This is a genomic window from Streptomyces sp. NPDC049597, assembly GCF_040675505.1.
Lineage (GTDB): Bacteria > Actinomycetota > Actinomycetes > Streptomycetales > Streptomycetaceae > Streptomyces.
The window spans coordinates 161,642-180,764 of record NZ_JBFAOY010000014.1 but is presented as its reverse complement, the minus strand read 5'-3'; the positions used below and the strand labels follow the sequence as shown (position 1 = coordinate 180,764).

The window sequence follows — 19,123 nt, the reverse complement described above, 5'->3', positions numbered from 1 at the left end:
CGGGCCGTCGCCGGTGGTGGGCGGCGTGAATAGGCAGGCCCCGTCGCAGCATGGTCGACTATTCTCCGATTCGAGCGGGTCCGTTCTGGGGTCCGTCACAGCGTTGGAGGAGGTGGGTGCGGTCACTGGGACCGACGCAGGGACCGACAACGGCCGGGCGGAGCAGTCCGAGGAGACGGCCGCCGAGCGCAATGCCCGTTTCGAGCGGGACGCCCTCGGCTACCTCGACCAGATGTACTCGGCCGCGCTGCGCATGACGCGCAACCCCGCCGATGCCGAGGACCTCGTACAGGAGACGTACGCCAAGGCGTACGGCTCGTTCCACCAGTTCCGCGAGGGCACCAATCTCAAGGCGTGGATGTACCGGATCCTCACGAACACCTTCATCAACTCCTACCGCAAGAAGCAGCGTGAGCCTCAGCGCAGCGCAGCGGAGGAGATCGAGGACTGGCAGCTCGCGCGCGCCGAGTCGCACATGTCGACGGGGCTGCGTTCCGCGGAGTCCCAGGCCCTCGACCATCTGCCGGACTCGGACGTCAAGGAAGCTCTTCAGGCGATCCCCGAGGAGTTCCGGATCGCGGTCTATCTCGCCGATGTAGAGGGCTTTGCGTACAAGGAGATCGCGGACATCATGGGAACACCCATCGGTACGGTGATGTCCCGCCTGCACCGGGGCCGCCGTCAGCTGCGCGGCATGCTCGAGGACTACGCCCGCGAGCGCGGGCTCGTCCCGGCCGGTGCGGGGGAGTCGAACGACGCGAAAGGCTCGGGCTCATGAGCTGCGGAGAGCCGCACGAGACGGACTGCTCTGAGGTCCTGGACCATCTCTACGAGTTCCTCGATCACGAGATGCCCGACAGTGACTGCACCAAGTTCGAGGTGCACTTCGAGGAGTGCTCCCCGTGCCTGGAGAAGTACGGCCTGGAGCAGGCGGTGAAGAAGCTGGTCAAGCGGTGCTGCGGGCAGGACGACGTGCCCAGCGACCTGCGGGCCAAGGTCATGGGCCGTATCGACCTGATCCGTTCGGGCCAGGCCGTTCCCGACCAGGACGTGGCGACGGCACAGGAGTAGCCCCGCCGGACCTACGCAGGACCTGAGGCGCGTCACGGTCGTGACGCGCCTCACGTGTGCCGTGATGTTCACCCGTACGTGCGAACGGGTGCCGTACGGCCGCCCCTCATCCCTCATCTCGCTAGCGTGTGCGCTGGATCGAGGAGGGGGCGGGGCAGTGACGGCCATTCCGAAGGCGGCACACGCCTTCATCGCGGGTGCCGTCCTCGGCGCCGTGATCTGTGCGGCCCCGGCCGTGACGGCCCCCGGGGTGCCCTGGACCGCGGTCGCGCTGCTCGCCGGCCTCTACGCGGTGTGCGAGACGCCCGCGCGCCTTCGTCCCGGCCACTCGCCGCCGGTCGGGGCCGGTCCGTTCTTCCCCGTGCTCCTGGCTGCCGCCTTCCTCCTGCCGGCCGCGGCGGCCGCGCTCGTCCCCGTCCCGGGCGCCCTCGTCGGCCGGGCCGGCCGGCCCTCGCCGGGCACCCGCCGCGTCTGGCGCGCCGCCCAACTGGCCCTGTCCACCTGGGCCGCGGCACGGGTCTACCGCCTCGCCGGCGGCGAACGCGGCCTGGCTGCCCCGGACTTCCCCGGCGTGCTGGCGCACGCGCTCGCCGGGGCGCTCGCCTTCTGCCTGGTGCTCTCCGTCCTCGACAGCGCCATCCGCGCGGCGGCCGAGCACGTGCCGCTGCGCCGGGCCGGGCGGGCGCTGCTGTCCGTGTCACCCGCCCCGTACTGCGTGCACGGCCTCGCCGGGCTGATGACGGCCGTGCTGTGGCGCAGCCCCTACGGGCCGGTGTCCGCGCTGTTCGTCCTGCTGCCCATGTACGTCTCCAGCTGGATGTACGCCCAGTACCACCGTGAGCGGGCGGCCCACCAGGCGACCATCCGCGCGCTCGTCCAGGCCGTCGACATCAAGGACCGTTACACCCGCGGGCACAGCGAGCGGGTCGGCCGGGCCTCCGTGCTGATCGCGCGCGAGCTGCGCATGGCGGACGAGCGGCTGGAACTGCTCCGGTTCGCCGGGATCCTGCACGACGTGGGCAAACTCGGGGTGCCCACGCGCGTGCTGCGCAAGGACGGGCCGCTGACGCCCGAGGAGCGGCGCGTGATCGAGCTGCACCCCGAGTACGGCCACGAGATGGTGCGCGGCATCGGCTTCCTGGGCGAGGCGCGGGCGGCGATCCTGCACCACCACGAGCGGCTGGACGGCAGCGGCTATCCGTACGGGCTCGCCGGTGAACAGATCCCCGAGTTCGCGCGGGTGGTGGCGGTCGCGGACGCGTTCGACGCGATGACCTCGACCCGCTCCTACCGACGGGCCCGCCCGGTGGCAGCGGCTCTGAAGGAGCTGGAGCGCTGCGCGGGGACGCAGTTCGACCCGCGGATGGTGGCCGCGCTGGTGCGGGCGCTGGAACGCGAGGGCTGGGAGACGGCCGTCACCTCCGACGAGGCGGCACCGGTGGGTCTGCCGCGGCAGGAGACGCCGAGCGCGCCGCACCAGGTGCGGACCGGATGACGGCGGCCCTGCCGGACCGGGCCGTCGTCGCCGTGTACGCGGCCGCGGCCTGCGTCACCGCCGCAGCCCTCGGCACGGTCGCCTGGAAAGGCCTGACCGAGCCCGCGAACGCGCTCGGATTCGGCCTCTTCATCGCGGTGGGCGAGCTCGTGCGGTGGGGGGCCGTGCCGGGCGCGGGGGCGCCGCCTGCGCCGGAGGGGGCGTGGGGCAGGGAGCCCGCCCCGCTCGCGGCCGCCGGCGCCCTCGCGTACGCCCTGCTCGGCGAGTGCGCCGGGCGGCCCACCGCCCACGGCCCCCTCCAGGTCGTCGCCGTCGTCGTCGCGGGCACGCTCGCCGGGGCCGTGCCGCACGTCGCGCGCGGGCGCGGACCCGGGCCGGACCATGTGGCCCGGCGGGTGCTGACCGTCGGGTTCGCCGCCGTGTGCTTCCAGCCGCTGTACAACTCCGGCGCGTTGGAGCACCGCATCGGACACGGTCCCTTCCACGCCCTCTTCCTGCTCGTGCTCCTCGTGCTCACCCTGCTGTGCGACGCGGTGCTGTCGGCGGTCCTCCTGGCGGCCCGTCCCGGGTATCCGTTCGGGCCGCTGCTGCGCGACGAGCTGCGCGCGCTGCCCGGCACAGGGTCCGCCGTGTGCGCGACCGGCGCCGTGATGGCCCTCGCGGTCGCGGTCGCGGGCCTGTGGGCGCTGCCCGTCTTCTGTGTGCCGCTGCTGCTGACCCAGTTGTCGTTCCGCCGGTACGCCGCGGTCCGCGCGACCTACCGCCAGACCATCGCCTCCCTGGCCCGCGCCACCGAGATCGCCGGCTACACCCCGCCCGGCCACGCCCGGCGGGTCGCCGCGCTCAGCACGGCCGTGGGCCGGGAGATGCGGCTGTCGGGCCCCGAGCTGACGGTGCTGGAGTACGCGGCCCTGATGCACGACATCGGACAGCTGTCCCTGGTCGACCCCGTGCCCGACGGGGCCACCGCCGTGCTCCCGGCCGCCGAGCAGCGCCGTATCGCGCTGCTCGGCGGCGCGGTCGTGCGCCGGACCGGGGTGCCGCCCGCCGTCGCGGCCGTGGTGGAGCAGCAGGCCGATCCCTACCGGGAGCAGACCCTGCCCGCGCGGATCGTCCGCACCGTGAACGCGTACGAGGACCTGGCACAGGGAAGCGGAGGAAGTGCGGACGGAGCGCTCGCCGCCCTGGAGCGTCTGCGCCTCGGCACGGGCCACGACTACGAGCCCGCGGTCGTGGAATCACTTGCCAGAGTCCTTGCGCGAGGCGGTCTCGGGCCGGTCCCACCCGGGTAACCCATGGGTAATGAGCGAGCCTGCGACCGGGCATGGTTGGATGCGAAAGAAGGCACAGAAGCGGGCACTCAGGCATGCGTCCGGGACAGACACCCGAGCGACCGGCAGGCGGGAATCGTGAGGATCTTCGGGAAGGTACGGCATCGGCCGTCCGCCTCGTGGCGGCAGGCCACCGACCGCGCGTTCACGCTGATCGGCGACGGCCGGTACGAGGACGCGGGGGCGTTGCTGACCAGGGCGGCGGATCTCGAGCCCTGGCTCTCGGAGTCCTGGTTCAACCTGGCGCTGCTGCACAAGTTCCGGCACGACTGGGAGCAGGCGCGGGCCGCGGGACTGCGTGCCGTCGCCCTGCTGGACAAGGAGACCGGCGCCCCGGACTGGTGGAACGTCGGCATCGCCGCCACCGCCCTGCAGGACTGGCCGCTGGCCCGCCGCGCCTGGCAGGCGTACGGGCTGAAGGTGCCGGGAGCCGCCGCGCCCAACGGTGAGCCCGTCGGCATGGATCTCGGCAGCGCGGCCGTACGGCTGTCGCCCGAGGGAGAGGCCGAGGTGGTCTGGGGCCGCAGGCTCGACCCGGCCCGGATAGAAGTGCTCTCCATCCCGCTGCCCTCGTCCGGGCGGCGCTGGGGCGAGGTGGTCCTGCACGACGGTGTGCCGCACGGCGAGCGGACCACGAGCGCCGGGCCCTCCTACCCCGTCTTCGACGAGATCGAGCTGTGGGCGCCCTCGCCCGTGCCCACCTGGGTGGTGCTGCTGGAGGCGGCGACCGAGGCCGACCGGGACGCGCTGGAGAAGCTGGCGGCCGACGCCGGGTTCGCCGCCGAGGACTGGTCGTCCTCCGTGCGGCTGCTGTGCCGGGCCTGTTCCGAGGGCAGCATGCCGAGCGCCGAGGGCGAAGGAGAGCACCTGGACCCGCACGACCACAGCGAACCGGGCCACCCGGGCCCGCTGGGCCACCGCACGGCGGGCGACCTGTGGTCTCCGGAGCGCGAATGCGGAATCGCCGCGCCGGCCGGGCTCGTGCGCGGGCTGCTGGACGGCTGGGTCGCGGACAGTCCGGACAGCCGGGAGTGGCGGGATCTCGAGGAAGTCTGCTGACGCCTCGCCGCGTTGCCGACATGCCCTTGTGGCTCCGCTGTGAGAACATCCCGGCGCCTTGCGATGCTCCCCCTCGGCCCCGGCGGGCCCGGGGAGGTCCCATGCGGTGTCCGGTCCTGATCCGCCGGGCCGCCCGTGCCCGTAGGCTGTACGGACACGCAGGTGACCGGGCATCGGGCCGGGGATCGGGTACTGAGAAGGGCGAACGGCTGACATGGCGTCGCAGCACGAGACGGACCAGCAGGTCGACGACGGTTTCGTCGTGGACACGGAGAACTGTGAGGAGCGCGAGCGCGCCTACCGCGAGCGCGGCACCTCCCGCCCGATCACGGTCGTGGGCAACCCCGTGCTGCACAAGGAGTGCAAGGACGTCACCGAGTTCGACGACAAGCTCGCCGCCCTCATCGACGACATGTTCGCCAGCCAGCGCACGGCGGAGGGCGTCGGTCTCGCCGCGAACCAGATCGGCGTGGACCTGAAGGTCTTCGTCTACGACTGCCCCGACGACGAGGGCGTGCGTCACGTCGGCGTCGTGTGCAACCCGGTGCTGGAGGAACTGCCCCCGGAGCAGCGCAACCTCGACGACTCCAACGAGGGCTGCCTCTCCGTTCCGACGGCGTACGCCTCGCTGGCCCGCCCCGACTACGCCGTGGTGCGCGGGCAGGACGCCCAGGGCAACCCGATCAGGGTGCGCGGCACGGGCTACTTCGCCCGGTGCCTCCAGCACGAGACGGACCACCTGTACGGGTACCTCTACATCGACCGGCTCTCCAAGCGCGAGCGCAAGGACGCGCTGAAGCAGATGGCGGAGGGGACCCCGCGCTACCCCGTCGTCGCCAACGACTGACGCACGACCCGCGGCGGGCCCCGCTCCGTGCGAGCGGGGCCCTCGTGCGTCACCCGACCGTCATTGGACCGACAAATGACGGCAGCCCAGGGGCTGTTGACGCGCGTCGACCGTCCCGCCAGTCTCTGCTGTGGACCGCTCTCACGGCTCTCATCGCAGGGAGACTTCATGCTGAGACGTACGGCACGGCTGCTGCTCTCTATTGTCATGCTCATGGTTGCAGGGCTCACGGGGGTCGTCGCCACCGCCGGCACCGCCCAGGCCGACGACTGCTACACCTGGTCGCGCACCCTCTCGCAGGGCGCCTCCGGCGCGGACGTCACCCAGCTCCAGATCAGGGTGGCGGGCTATCCCGGCTACGGCGGCGTCCTCGCCATCGACGGTGACTACGGTCCGGCGACCGCCGCCGCCGTCAAGCGCTTCCAGGCCGCCTACGGCCTCACCGCCGACGGCGTCGCCGGATCCGCGACGTACAGCAAGATCTACGCCCTCCAGGACAGCGACTGCACCCCCGCCCACTTCAGCTACGCCGAACTCAACGACTGCAACTCCACCTGGTCCGGTGGCGCGGTCAGCGCCGAGACCGCCAAGTCCAACGCCCTGCGCACCATGTGGAAGCTGGAGGCCATGCGGCACGCGCTCGGCGACCAGCCCATCACCGTGACCAGCGGCTTCCGGTCGTACGCCTGCAACGAGGCGGTCGGCGGGGCGTCGAGCAGCCGTCACCTCTACGGCGACGCCGCGGACCTGGGCGCGGGACCGCACTCCCTGTGCAGGCTGGCCCAGCAGGCCCGCTACCACGGCTTCAACGGCATCCTGGGCCCCGGCTACCCGGGCCACAACGACCACACCCACGTCGACCACCGCAGCAGCCGCTACTGGTCGGCTCCCAGCTGCGGCATCTGACCACGCAAGCGGCCCGCACCTCCCCCGTGCGAGGTGCGGGCCGCGGGCCTGGTCCGGTCAGGGATCAGAAGTCGTCGTCGAAGGAGACCGAGCCCTCCACCGCGACCTGATACGCCGACGGGCGGCGCTCGAAGAAGTTCGTCAGCTCCTGGACGCCCTGCAACTCCATGAAGGAGAACGGGTTCTGGGAGCCGTACACCGGGGCGAAGCCCAGTCGTGTCAGCCGCTGGTCGGCGACGCACTGCAGGTACTCGCGCATCGACTCGGTGTTCATGCCCGGCAGCCCGTCGCCGCACAGGTCACGGCCGAACTGGAGCTCCGCCTCGACGGCCTCCTGGAGCATGTCCGTGACCTGCTGCCGCAGCTCGTCGTCGAAGAGCTCCGGCTCCTCCTTGCGGACGGTGTCCACGACCTCGAAGGCGAAGTTCATGTGCATCGTCTCGTCGCGGAACACCCAGTTGGTGCCCGTCGCCAGCCCGTGCAGCAGGCCGCGCGAGCGGAACCAGTAGACGTAGGCGAAGGCGCCGTAGAAGAACAGGCCCTCGATGCACGCCGCGAAGCAGATCAGGTTGAGCAGGAAGCGGCGGCGGTCGGCCCGCGTCTCCAGGCGGTCGATCTTCTCCACCGAGTCCATCCAGCGGAAGCAGAACTGCGCCTTGTCGCGGATGGACGGGATGTTCTCCACGGCGGCGAAGGCCGCCGCCCGCTCCTTCGGGTCGGGCAGATAGGTGTCGAGCAGCGTCAGATAGAACTGGACGTGCACGGCCTCCTCGAAGAGCTGACGGCTCAGGTACAGCCGCGCCTCGGGGGAGTTGATGTGCTTGTAGAGCGTCAGCACCAGGTTGTTGGCCACGATCGAGTCGCCCGTCGCGAAGAAGGCGACCAGTCGGCCGATCATGTGCTGCTCGCCCGGCGTCAGCTTGGCGAGGTCCGCGACGTCGGAGTGGAGGTCGACCTCCTCCACCGTCCAGGTGTTCTTGATGGCGTCCCGGTAGCGCTCGTAGAAGTCCGGGTAGCGCATCGGGCGCAGGGTCAGTTCGAAGCCCGGGTCGAGCAGGTTCTTCTGAACAGAGGCTTCCGGCGCAGAGCGCCGTCCCTCAGGGGTGGTGGTCGGGCGATCGGTGGGCATTACTGGCAGGCCTCGCAGGACTCGGGGTTTTCGAGGGAGCAGGCGACGGCGTCGGGCTCGGACGCCTGCTGGACGGGGACGGGGGCGGGCGTCGCGGCCTGCGCGGCGCGGGCGATCCTCGTCGCCGGTCGCGAGCGCAGGTAGTACGTCGTCTTCAGGCCCTGCTTCCAGGCGTACGCGTACATCGACGACAGCTTGCCGATGGTCGGTGTCTCCAGGAACAGGTTCAGCGACTGCGACTGGTCGAGGAACGGCGTACGGGCCGCCGCCATGTCGATCAGGCCGCGCTGGGGGATCTCCCAGGCCGTCCGGTACAGCTCGCGCACCTCGGCCGGGATCCAGGTGAAGCCCTGCACCGAGCCGCTGGACTCGCGCAGCGCCTCGCGCGTCTGCGCGTCCCACACGCCGAGCTTCTTCAGCTCGTCCACCAGGTAGGAGTTGACCTGGAGGAACTCGCCGGACAGGGTCTCACGCTTGAAGAGGTTGGAGACCTGCGGCTCGATGCACTCGTAGACGCCCGCGATCGAGGCGATCGTCGCCGTCGGCGCGATGGCGAGGAGCAGCGAGTTGCGCATGCCGACGGAGGCGATCCGCTCGCGCAGGGCGGCCCAGCGCTCGGGCCAGTTCAGCTCCACGGCGTAGTGGTCCGGGTGCAGCACCCCGCGCGCGGTGCGCGTCTTGTCCCAGGCCGGCAGCGGGCCGTTGCGCTCGGCGAGGTCGGCGGACGCCTCGTACGCGGCGAGCATGATGCGCTCGGCGATGCGGGTGGACAGGGCCCGTGCCTCGGGCGAGTCGAAGGGCAGCCGCAGCTTGAAGAAGACGTCCTGGAGGCCCATCGCGCCCAGGCCCACGGGCCGCCACTTGGCGTTGGAACGCCCGGCCTGCTCGGTCGGGTAGAAGTTGATGTCGACGACCCGGTCGAGGAAGGTGACCGCGGTGCGGACGGTGGCGTCCAGCCGCTCCCAGTCGAGTTCACCGCCGCTGACGAAGGCTCCCAGGTTCACCGAGCCGAGGTTGCAGACGGCCGTCTCGCCGTCGTCGGTGACCTCCAGGATCTCGGTGCACAGGTTCGAGGAGTGGACCGTGTGGCCGGGCGCGGCGGTCTGGTTGGCGGTGCGGTTGGCGGCGTCCTTGAAGGTCATCCAGCCGTTGCCGGTCTGCGCGAGCGTGCGCATCATGCGGCCGTACAGGTCGCGCGCCGGGATGCTCTTGCGGGCCAGGCCCTCGGCCTCGGCGGCGCGGTAGGCGGCGTCGAACTCCTCGCCCCACAGGTCGACGAGCTCGGGCACGTCGGCCGGCGAGAACAGCGACCAGTCGGAGCCCGTCTCGACGCGCCGCATGAACTCGTCGGGGATCCAGTGCGCGAGGTTGAGGTTGTGCGTACGCCGGGCGTCCTCGCCGGTGTTGTCGCGCAGCTCCAGGAACTCCTCGATGTCCGCGTGCCAGGTTTCCAGGTAGATCGCGGCGGCCCCCTTGCGCCGGCCGCCCTGGTTCACGGCGGCGACCGAGGCGTCGAGCGTCTTCAGGAACGGGACGATGCCGTTGGAGTGCCCGTTGGTGCCGCGGATCAGCGAACCGCGGGCGCGGATGCGCGAGTACGAGAGCCCGATGCCGCCCGCGTGCTTGGACAGGCGCGCGACCTGGTGGTAGCGGTCGTAGATCGAGTCGAGCTCGTCGAGCGGCGAGTCCAGCAGGTAGCAGGACGACATCTGCGGGTGGCGCGTGCCGGAGTTGAAGAGCGTGGGGGAGGAGGGGAGGTAGTCGAGCCGGCTCATCAGGCCGTACAGGTCGGCGACCTCGTCCACCGAGCGGTCGCTGTCGTCCGCGGCGAGGCCGCAGGCGACGCGCAGCATGAAGTACTGCGACGTCTCGACGACCCGACGGCTGATGGGGTGACGCAGCAGGTAGCGGCTGTAGAGCGTGCGCAGGCCGAAGTAGCCGAAGCGGTCGTCGGCGGCCGGGTCGACGAGCGCGTCGAGCCGGGTCGCGTGCAGTGCCACGAACGCGGCGGTGCGGTCGGCGATCAGGCCCTCGCGGTGCCCGACCGCGACGGAGGCGGAGAACGACACCGCGCCCTGGCCGGCGGCCTCGTCCGCGATCGTGCGGGTCAGCAGCCGGGCGGCGAGACGGGAGTAGGCCGGGTCCTCGGAGATCAGACCGGCGGCGGCGTCGGTGGCGAGGGAGCGCAGTTCGGCCTCGTCCGATCCGGCGTGCCGCCCGCGCAGCGCGGCGGCGGCGACCCTCCCGGGGTCGGCGTCGGGCAGATCGGCCGTCAGGTCCGTGAGGGTCCGCAGCAGGTCGGATCCGCGGCCCGAGGGGCCGCCGTCGAGGCCGGTCCCGGGACCGGCCGTCGTCTGCTCCGTGGTGCCTGAAGCCGGATCGGCTGGCGCGATGGTCATGTGGTGCTCTCCCTCGCTCGGCTCTGGGCCGGCGGGGGAGGCGGGGCCATGCGGGCGCGGGCCCGCGGACGGGCAGCACGAGGCACGGCGTCCACCGGCCCAACCGCGAGGCCCGGACGTCTGGGCACCCGGTTCGGTCGAACCGGATGCACCGTCGGCAGGTCCTCGGACTCGTCGGGTACGCACAGCGCACCGGATCACACCGTTGCGGGACAGTTCCGGATTCACACCGGATTCCCCTGCGGCGACAGCCACATGAGCATACATGTGGGGGCGGGTGGCTGCGCATGCCCCCACATGTTGTGTCTCCGTGGCGGAACGGAAGGCCGGGCGGTGAGCTGTGGACGTCGCTGCCGTGGTCGACGAAGGGAGGGGCCATGACCGGGACCACCGATCGCCCGCACCTGGACACCGACGACTTCGACGAGGTCTTGGACTGGGTGAACTGACCGCACGACGAAGGGCCGCCGCATCTCCCTGGAGGAGACGCGACGGCCCGTGAGTACGCGATCGTCAGTGGCCGCCGGGGGCGCCCGCCGTGGCCGGCGGGAGTTCCACCTGGACGCCCGGGTCGCCCGCGTCCGCCGTGTAGTCCGACGGGCTGGTCTCGTCGACGCCGTCGGGGGCCTTGGCACCCCTCAGGACGAAGGTGAGCACCACGGTGACGATGACGTTCAGCACGAACGCGGTGAGGCCGATGTAGCCGATCTCGCCGATGCCGGGGATCTCGGCCGACGAGCCGCCGAAGTGCTTCTGCGTCGGGCTCGCCACGCCGTAGGCGGCGACCGTGCCGTAGATCATGCCGACCGCCCAGCCGGCGATGAGCGCCCAGCGGTGGAACCACCGGGTGAACAGGCCGCCCACCAGGGCCGGGAACGTCTGCAGGATCCAGATGCCGCCGAGCAGCTGGAAGTTGATCGCCACGGTCTTGTCCATGGTGAGGACGAAGACCAGGGCGCCGACCTTCACCAGCAGCGAGACCAGCTTGGAGACCTTGGTCTCCTGCGCCGGAGTCGCGTCGGGCTTGAGGAAGTCCTTGTAGATGTTCCGGGTGAACAGGTTGGCCGCGGCGATGGACATGATGGCCGCGGGGACCAGCGCGCCGATGCCGATCGCGGCGAACGCGACGCCCGCGAACCAGTCCGGGAACATGTTCTCGAACAGCTGAGGGATGGCCAGCTGACCGTTGGTCACCTTCACGCCCGCCGCGATGGCCATGAAGCCGAGCAGCGCCAGCAGTCCCAGCATCAGCGAGTACAGCGGCAGGATCGTGGTGTTGCGGCGGATCACCTCACGGCTGCGCGAGGACAGCGTCGCGGTGATGGAGTGCGGGTACATGAAGAGCGCGAGCGCCGAGCCGAGCGCCAGGGTGGCGTAGCCCCACTGGCCCATCTCGCCGGGCACCAGCGCGCCGACGGGCTTGTCCGTGGCCGGGTTGATCTGCGAGAACTTCTCGCCCGCGGCGGCGAAGATCTCGTCGAAGCCGCCGAGCTTGATCGGGATGTAGATGATCGCCACCGCGATGACGATGTAGATCAGGGTGTCCTTGACGAAGGCGATCAGTGCCGGCGCACGCAGTCCGGAGGAGTACGTGTAGGCCGCGAGCACACCGAAGGCGATCAGCAGCGGCAGGTCCTTGATGAACCAGTTGGTGTTCTCGCCACCGCCGACGCCCATGACGTCGAGCACGGCCTGGATGCCGACCAGTTGGAGCGCGATGTAGGGCATCGTGGCGAGGAGGCCGGTGAACGCGACCGCCAGGGACAGGCCCTTGGAACCGAAACGTCCGCGGACGAAGTCGGCCGTCGTCACGTACCCGTGCTTGTGCGACACCGACCACAGGCGCGGCAGGAAGGTGAAGATCAGCGGGTAGACGAGGATGGTGTACGGCACGGCGAAGAAGCCGGCCGCGCCCGCCGCGTAGATGGCCGCCGGGACGGCGACGAAGGTGTACGCGGTGTAGAGGTCGCCGCCGAGCAGGAACCAGGTCACCCAGGTGCCGAACGATCTGCCGCCCAGGCCCCATTCGTCGAGGCTGTGCTCGTTCTCGGCCTTGCGCCAGCGGGCGGCCAGGAAGCCCATGACCGTCACGGCCAGGAAGAAGAAGACGAAGACGCCGAGTGCGACGCCGTTCACGCCGTCCTTCATCGGGAGCCACCTCCCTTGCGGGCGCGCTGGTCACGCTGCCACAGCTTGTAGGCGATCATGGTCAGCACCGTCGACACCAGCACCCAGAGCATCTGGTACCAGTAGAAGAACGGCATGCCGATGAACGCCGGCTCGACCTTCGCGTAGGAACCGACCCAGAGCATCGCCACGAAGGGTGCGAAGAGACAGAGGGCGATGATCACGCGCATCGGTGTGACGACCGGTTGTTTCGCTTCGGGCGCTTCAGGCGCGTCCGGTGCCTCGGGCACTGCTGACATGCGGCTCCGTCCCCTCACTCGTCACCTGTGGTGATGCGCAGGAAATCTAGGCGAGCCGTTCGAGTCCCGTCACCCCCCGTCCGCATATCGGTACGGCAACGACTCCACGCCATGGCTGCGCAAAACATGACATGGCGTCGCATCACACTGCGACGCCATGTCCGAACACCCTGTCAGGTCGGGCATGTACGGCCCGGGGGGCGGTGCCTTCCGGGGGCAGCCCGGGCCCCCGGCCGAGTCCCCGGGGCGGCCGCGGATCAGTCCTGCGGCTGCTTGAGCCGTGCCACGCTGTGCTTTCCCGGGGGCGACCCCCGGGCCCCCGGCCGGGTCGCGGTGCCGGCGGGTGTCAGTCCTGCGGCCGCTTGAGCCGTGCGACGAACTTGTAGCGGTCCCCGCGGTACACCGAGCGGACCCACTCCACCGGTTCGCCCCGGGCGTCCAGCGAGTGGCGCGAGAGCATCAGCATCGGCAGGCCGACGTCCGTGCCGAGCAGCCCCGCCTCGCGGGGGGTGGCGAGAGACGTCTCGATCGTCTCCTCGGCCTCCGCGAGGTGGACGTCGTACACCTCCGCGAGGGCGGTGTAGAGCGAGGTGTACTTGACGAGCGAGCGCCGCAGCGCGGGGAAGCGCTTGGCCGAGAGGTGCGTGGTCTCGATGGCCATGGGCTCGCCGCTGGCCAGCCGCAGGCGCTCGATCCGCAGGACCCGCCCGCCCGTCGAGATGTCGAGCAGCTCGGCCAGCGTGTCGTCGGCCGTGACGTATCCGATGTCCAGCAGCTGGGACGTGGGCTCCAGGCCCTGTGCCCGCATGTCTTCGGTGTACGAGGTGAGCTGCAGTGCCTGGGAGACCTTGGGCTTGGCGACGAACGTGCCCTTGCCCTGGATGCGCTCCAGCCGGCCCTCCACGACGAGCTCCTGGAGCGCCTGCCGCACGGTCGTGCGCGAGGTGTCGAACTCCGCGGCGAGCGTGCGCTCCGGCGGCACCGGAGTCCCGGGCGGCAGCGTCTCGGTCATGTCGAGCAAGTGCCGCTTCAGCCGGTAGTACTTGGGCACGCGTGCGGTACGGGCGCCCGCTGCCCCGCTCTCGGCTTCGGTGCCGGCCCCGTCCGTGGTCATGACCCGCCTTCCCGACTGCTGTGCTCCTGCCGTCACCGGCTCCTCCGTCTCCAGGCCCTGTCCGGACCCAGCGGCTCACATGGTGGCACGGACCGGATACGGGTCGTCGCCCTCCCTCAGGTGTCGGTCCGATAACGGACGCGACTGCCCTTCTTATACACCCTTGACACCCCTAAAGGTCTAGGCCAAGCTCCCCGGTACTGGTCTAAACCATTAAAGATCAGATCCCGGCCCCAGGGCGGAATCCGGCGCGCCGTCGTCAAGTGCTGCGCGACTCCCGGGTGGTGGGGGGACTCTTGCATCCCTTGAGGAGGGTGGCGTGAAGCGCAATCTCGTAGCAGCGGTGGGTGTGGCGGCCATGATGGCCTCGGTCGCGGCGTGCGGTTCGGACGGAAGCGAGGCGGCCAAGAACCCGAAGGACCGCAAGGAGACGCTGACCGTCTGGCTGATGGTCGACGCGCAGTCCACGTGGCCCGAGCTGGTGAAGGACGTCAACGCGCAGTTCAACGCCAAGTACCCGGGCGTGAAGGTCAACGTCCAGTACCAGCAGTGGGCGGACAAGACCAAGAAGCTCGACGCGGCGCTCTCCGGCGACAAGTTCCCGGACGTCGTCGAGCTCGGCAACACCGAGACCATGACGTACATCCTCAACGGGGCGCTCGGTGAGATCGACCCGAAGAAGTACGAGAACTCGGACACCTGGATCGGCGGCCTCAAGGACACCTGCACCTACGAGGGCAAGCAGTACTGCGTGCCGTACTACGCCGGTGCGCGCGTGGCCATCTACAACAAGGACATGTTCAAGGCGGGCGCGGGCGTCGAGACCCTGCCCACCACCGAGGCCGAGCTGACCGCCGCCCTCGACAAGGTCCAGGAGAAGTACGGCAAGGACAAGGCGTTCTCGCCGCTCTACCTGCCCGGCCGCTACTGGTACGCCGCCATGTCCTACGTCGCCGCGTACGGCGGCCGGATCGCCACCTACGACGAGGGCGCGAAGGAGTGGAAGTCCGCTCTGTCCACGCCGGAGGCGCAGAAGGGCATCCAGCACTTCGTCGACCTGGTCGAGAAGTACAACCACGGCGACAAGACGAAGGACGAGCAGGACCACGCCAACGTCATGGCCAACGAGAAGGCCGCGCTGCTCTACGGCAACGGCTGGGAGGCCGGCAGCGTCACCGACCCGGCCGGCAACGGCAACGCCGAGCTCAAGGACAAGATCCTCACCGCGGGCATGCCCGGCCCGAACGGCAAGGCGCTCCCCTCCTTCATCGGCGGCTCCGACCTCGCCACCATCTCCAAGTCCGAGGTCCAGGACCTCGGCGAGGAATGGATCTCGATGTTCACCAGCGCCAAGTCGCAGGAGGTGCTGGCCTCCAAGAACATCCTGCCGAACAACACCAAGCAGCTGGAGCCGCTGAAGGCCAGGCCGGAGACCGCTCCGATCGCCCACGCCGTGCCGGACGCCTGGTTCACGCCGATCGCGCCGGGCTGGGCCGCGATCGAGAAGAAGGAGGTCCTGGAGCTGATGCTGCTCGACATCATCAAGGGCACGCCGGTCGAGGAAGCCACCAAGAAGGCCGACGAGGAGATCGACAAGCTGATCAACGAGCAGTCCTGACAGCGGACTTCTCACCGCGTCGACAGGCGGCGGGGCCGGAGACCCGTGCACCGGCACGGGGCGCCGCCCCCGCACTCCGGTACCTCCCGGCCCGTACGTCCGAACGGAAGGCTCAGCACCCATGAGTGCCGCCGACATCAAAGCAGCCGACCCGGTGGTGCCCGTAGCGCGGCACCCGCAGGGGCCCGGCACCCCGCAGCCGAAGGGTCAGGCACCCGGGCCCCGCAGGGCGCGTCCCCTGCTGCCGTACCTGCTCATCGGCCCGACCATCCTCGCGATCGCCGCGGTCTTCGTGTGGCCGCTGGTCAAGACGGCGGTCATGTCCTTCCAGGACGTCGGCCGCAAGGAGCTGTGGACCGGTGAACCGGCCCCCTGGGTCGGCTTCGAGCAGTTCACCGGCATCTTCCGGGACGGCGCCTTCTGGGACTCGGTCGTCCTCACCGTCGTGTTCATGGCCGCCTGTGTGGTCACCACGCTCGCGGCCGGCCTCGCGATCTCGCTGATGATGCAGCGCATGTCGACCTGGGCGCGGCTGCTGCTGACCGCGGCGCTGATCGCCGCCTGGTCGATCCCGCTGATGGTGGCGGCATCGATCTTCCGCTGGTTCGCCGACTCGGACTACGGCGTCGCCAACATGGTCCTGTCGAAGTACCTGGGACTGGACTTCCAGGGCCACAACTGGTTCCTCGACCACAGGCAGGGCTTCCTCGTCATCGGAGCCGTGGTGGTCTGGGGCGCCGTCCCCTTCGTCGCCGTCACGCTGTACGCCGCGCTCACCCAGGTCCCCAAGGAGCTGGAGGAGGCCGCGTCCATCGACGGCGTGGGCGCGTTCGGCAACTTCCGCTACGTGGTCTTCCCGGTCATCAAGCCGGTGTTCCAGATGGTGGCCACCCTGTCCGTCATCTGGGACTTCAATGTCCTCGGCCAGGTCTGGCTGATGCGCGGCACCAAGCCCGAGCCCGAGTACGAGGTGCTCGGCCTCTACGCCTTCAACAAGGCCTTCGAGTCCAACTCCTTCAGCCAGGGCGCCGCGATCTCCCTGATCACGGTGCTCCTGCTGTCCGGCGTGGCCGTCTACTACCTGCGCCAGCTGCTCAAGATCGGAGAGGTCGAGTGAGCGCGCTCAGCTCCGCCCCGAAGGCAATCCGCCCCGACCGCAGGAAGAAGAGCCGGCACGTCTACAACGCCGTCGGGCTGCTGACCTTTGCGGTCATGATCTTCCCGGTGTACTGGCTGGTCATCAGCGCCCTGCGCCCGAACGCCGAGATCCGCAGCTACGACCAGACCCTGTGGCCGTCGTCGATCACGTTCGACAACTTCGGCCGTGCCATGGACCAGGCCAACTTCGGCACCGCCGTCCAGTCCAGCCTCATCGTCTGCGTCACCGCGGTCGTCGGCGCGATGGTGATGGCGACCATCGCGGCGTACGCCATAGGCCGCTTCCGGTTCGCCGGCCGCAAGCTCTTCATGATCGTGCTGATCCTGGTGCAGCTGCTGCCGCCGACGGCCATGCTCATCCCGATCTACCTCCAGCTCAACGACCTGGGCGCGCTCAACGAGTACTGGGGCGTCATCGTCATCTACCTCGTCTCCACGCTGCCGTTCGCGACCTGGATGATCCGCGGCTTCGTGATCAACATCCCGAAGGAGCTGGAGGAGTCCGCGATGGTCGACGGCTGCAGCCAGATGGGCGCCTTCTGGCGTGTCGTCTTCCCGCTGCTCGCACCGGGACTGGCCGCCGCGTCCATCTACTCGCTGATCAACGCCTGGAACGAGTACCTGCTCGCCTACATCGTGCTACAGGACAACGACAAGTACACCCTCAACGTGTGGCTGGCGAACTTCACCACCTCGCGCGGTGTGGACTACGGCGCGCTGATGGCCGCCTCGACGCTCATCGCCATTCCCGTCGTGGCCTTCTTCATGGTCATCCAGAAGAAGATGGCGGCGGGACTCACCTCAGGCGCAGTGAAGGGATAACGCCGCCTCATGACGACTCTCGTACGGGGATCATCCGACACCCTCACCCGCGACGCCCTCACCGTCCTCCAGCCGGGCTTCACCGGCACCACCGCGCCGGACTGGCTGCTGCGCAGGATCGGCGAAGGGCTGTCCTCCGTCGGACTGTTCGGCCGCAACATCGCGACGCCCGGTCAGCTGGCCGCCCTCACCGCCCGGTTGCGGGCCGAGCGCGAGGACCTCCTCGTCGCCGTCGACGAGGAGGGCGGTGACGTCACCCGGCTGGAGGTCCGCACCGGTTCGTCCTTCCCCGGCAACTACGCGCTCGGCTCGGTGGACGACGTGGAGCTCACCCGGGCCGTGGCCCGTGAGCTGGGCCGGCGACTCGCCGAGTGCGGCGTCGACCTCAACTGGGCGCCGTCCGCCGACATCAACTCGAACCCGGATAATCCGGTCATCGGTGTGCGGTCCTTCGGCGCCGGCACGGAACTCGTCGCCCGGCACACCGTGGCGTATGTCCAAGGGCTCCAGTCCGCCGGAGTCGCCGCCTGCACGAAGCACTTCCCCGGACACGGCGACACCAACGTCGATTCACACCACGCGCTGCCCCGGATCGATGTGGACCTCGCCACACTGCACGCCCGTGAGCTGGTGCCTTTCCGCGCGGCGATCGCGGCGGGTTCCAAAGCGGTGATGAGCGCGCATATCCTGCTGCCCGCGCTCGACCCGAACCGTCCCGCGACCCTGAGCCCGCAGATCCTCACCGGTCTGCTGCGCGAAGAGCTGGGCTACCAGGGCCTGATCGTCACGGACGGCATGGAGATGCAGGCCATCTCGTCCACGTACGGCATCGAGCGCGGCTCGGTCCTCGCGATCGCCGCCGGAGCCGACGCGATCTGCGTCGGCGGCGGCCTGGCCGACGAGGAGACCGTACTGCGGCTGCGCGACGCGCTCGTGACGGCGGTACGGGACGGCGACCTGCCCGAGGAGCGGCTGGCCGACGCGGCGGCGCGCGTGCGCGCCCTCGCCGCCTGGACGCGCCGGGCCAGGGGGGCTGCAGCAGAGCCGGGCGCGGCTTCACAGGAGGGGACCGCGCCCGGCTCCGGCACCGAGATCGGTCTGGTCGCCGCACGGCGCGCGGTGCGGGTCACTCCCGGGGAGCGGCCCTGCGGACCTGTCACCGCCGCTCCCCACGTCGCCGCCTTCACGCCGGTCGCCAACATCGCCGTCGGGGACGAGACGCCCTGGGGCGTCGCGGCCGAACTCTCGGCACTGCTGCCCGGCACCACGACCGGCATCTGCACGAGGGAGGCCGGAACGTCCGCTGTGGTGGCAGATGTGCTGGCCGCTGCGGCGGACCGCAGGATCGTCGCTGTGGTGCGCGACGTCCACCGCCACCCCTGGATGGCAGCCGCCCTGGACGCCCTGATCGAGGCCCGCCCCGACACGGTCGTGGTCGAGATGGGCGTCGACGCGGCACCGCCGAGAGGGGCCGTGCACATCGCGACCCGTGGCGCGGCCCGCGTCTGCGGACGCGCCGCCGCCGAGATCATCACGGGCGAGGCGGCCGGGATCTGACCGCGGCGCGACCGTGCTGTGCCGGGCGAGCGCCCAGGACCCGGATGCGCCCCGGGCGCCGGCGAAGGCCACGCAGACGCATCGAACCACAGGCCGTCCCTTTTGACCGGTGCATAAGTATGGCGCGGGAACTAAACTCGGCTGGTGCATGGACAGCCCTAGTGGTCTAGTCCAGAATGAACGGAAACAAG

Annotated in this window: 16 protein-coding genes and 1 riboswitch; of the genes, 11 read left to right on the top strand and 5 right to left on the bottom strand. The window is 70.3% G+C overall.

The features are described from left to right. The first annotated feature begins 112 nt into the window (after window positions 1-112). The 7 genes from AB0K02_RS18520 (at window position 113) to AB0K02_RS18490 (ending at window position 6,709) form a co-directional block, all read left to right on the top strand. Window positions 113-778, top strand: a complete 666-nt coding sequence (locus tag AB0K02_RS18520) for a sigma-70 family RNA polymerase sigma factor (RefSeq protein ID WP_365993505.1) — start codon at window positions 113-115, stop codon at window positions 776-778. Then, window positions 775-1,071: a mycothiol system anti-sigma-R factor gene (gene rsrA / locus AB0K02_RS18515; RefSeq protein ID WP_307713491.1), complete on the top strand. Its 297-nt coding sequence runs from the start codon at window positions 775-777 to the stop codon at window positions 1,069-1,071. Before AB0K02_RS18520 ends, rsrA begins: the two co-directional genes overlap by 4 nt. Before the next feature lie 157 nt (window positions 1,072-1,228). After that, window positions 1,229-2,566: an HD-GYP domain-containing protein gene (locus AB0K02_RS18510; protein ID WP_365993504.1), complete on the top strand. Its 1,338-nt coding sequence runs from the start codon at window positions 1,229-1,231 to the stop codon at window positions 2,564-2,566. Continuing rightward, entirely contained in the window at window positions 2,563-3,858 is a 1,296-nt protein-coding gene (locus AB0K02_RS18505; protein WP_365993503.1) for a metal-dependent phosphohydrolase, read from the top strand. The genes AB0K02_RS18510 and AB0K02_RS18505 overlap by 4 nt, the downstream gene beginning before the upstream one ends. A 117-nt stretch (window positions 3,859-3,975) precedes the next feature. Then, on the top strand, window positions 3,976-4,956 hold the full coding sequence (locus AB0K02_RS18500) for a hypothetical protein (protein ID WP_365993502.1): 981 nt from the start codon (window positions 3,976-3,978) through the stop codon (window positions 4,954-4,956). Between the two features lie 214 nt (window positions 4,957-5,170). Further along, window positions 5,171-5,803: a peptide deformylase gene (gene def / locus AB0K02_RS18495; protein WP_365993501.1), complete on the top strand. Its 633-nt coding sequence runs from the start codon at window positions 5,171-5,173 to the stop codon at window positions 5,801-5,803. Between the two features lie 168 nt (window positions 5,804-5,971). Beyond that, the gene (locus AB0K02_RS18490) at window positions 5,972-6,709 is read left to right on the top strand and encodes a D-Ala-D-Ala carboxypeptidase family metallohydrolase (RefSeq protein ID WP_365993500.1); all 738 of its coding nucleotides are present in this window, start codon (window positions 5,972-5,974) and stop codon (window positions 6,707-6,709) included. 64 nt (window positions 6,710-6,773) lie between these two features. On the opposite strand, the gene AB0K02_RS18485 is transcribed toward AB0K02_RS18490, so the two are convergent. The 5 genes from AB0K02_RS18485 to AB0K02_RS18465 all read right to left on the bottom strand — a co-directional run bounded on the left by AB0K02_RS18485 (window position 6,774) and on the right by AB0K02_RS18465 (window position 13,777). Beyond that, complete coding sequence (locus AB0K02_RS18485; RefSeq protein ID WP_365993528.1) at window positions 6,774-7,730, bottom strand: ribonucleotide-diphosphate reductase subunit beta; 957 nt, start codon at window positions 7,728-7,730, stop codon at window positions 6,774-6,776. A 107-nt stretch (window positions 7,731-7,837) separates the two neighbouring features. Continuing rightward, a complete protein-coding gene (locus AB0K02_RS18480; protein ID WP_365993499.1) occupies window positions 7,838-10,237 on the bottom strand; it encodes a ribonucleoside-diphosphate reductase subunit alpha in 2,400 nt (799 codons plus the stop codon). 138 nt (window positions 10,238-10,375) lie between these two features. Then, window positions 10,376-10,508, bottom strand: a riboswitch (cobalamin riboswitch). A 242-nt stretch (window positions 10,509-10,750) separates the two neighbouring features. Then, window positions 10,751-12,385, bottom strand: coding sequence for a monocarboxylate uptake permease MctP (gene mctP / locus AB0K02_RS18475; protein ID WP_365993498.1), 1,635 nt, complete (start codon window positions 12,383-12,385; stop codon window positions 10,751-10,753). Next, window positions 12,382-12,663 carry a DUF3311 domain-containing protein gene (locus AB0K02_RS18470; RefSeq protein WP_365993497.1) on the bottom strand — a complete coding sequence of 94 codons (282 nt, stop codon included), beginning with the start codon at window positions 12,661-12,663 and terminating at the stop codon, window positions 12,382-12,384. The genes mctP and AB0K02_RS18470 overlap by 4 nt, the downstream gene beginning before the upstream one ends. A 346-nt stretch (window positions 12,664-13,009) precedes the next feature. Continuing rightward, a complete protein-coding gene (locus AB0K02_RS18465; RefSeq protein WP_365993496.1) occupies window positions 13,010-13,777 on the bottom strand; it encodes a GntR family transcriptional regulator in 768 nt (255 codons plus the stop codon). 319 nt (window positions 13,778-14,096) lie between these two features. Between AB0K02_RS18465 and AB0K02_RS18460 the strand changes: the two genes are divergently transcribed. From AB0K02_RS18460 to AB0K02_RS18445, 4 genes are all read left to right on the top strand, one after another. Continuing rightward, window positions 14,097-15,395, top strand: a complete 1,299-nt coding sequence (locus AB0K02_RS18460; protein ID WP_365993495.1) for a sugar ABC transporter substrate-binding protein — start codon at window positions 14,097-14,099, stop codon at window positions 15,393-15,395. Between the two features lie 121 nt (window positions 15,396-15,516). Continuing rightward, complete coding sequence (locus AB0K02_RS18455; protein WP_365993494.1) at window positions 15,517-16,512, top strand: sugar ABC transporter permease; 996 nt, start codon at window positions 15,517-15,519, stop codon at window positions 16,510-16,512. Further along, window positions 16,509-17,375 carry a carbohydrate ABC transporter permease gene (locus AB0K02_RS18450; protein WP_365993493.1) on the top strand — a complete coding sequence of 289 codons (867 nt, stop codon included), beginning with the start codon at window positions 16,509-16,511 and terminating at the stop codon, window positions 17,373-17,375. Before AB0K02_RS18455 ends, AB0K02_RS18450 begins: the two co-directional genes overlap by 4 nt. A 9-nt stretch (window positions 17,376-17,384) precedes the next feature. Then, window positions 17,385-18,932, top strand: a complete 1,548-nt coding sequence (locus AB0K02_RS18445) for a glycoside hydrolase family 3 protein (RefSeq protein WP_365993492.1) — start codon at window positions 17,385-17,387, stop codon at window positions 18,930-18,932. Window positions 18,933-19,123: the final 191 nt, after the last annotated feature.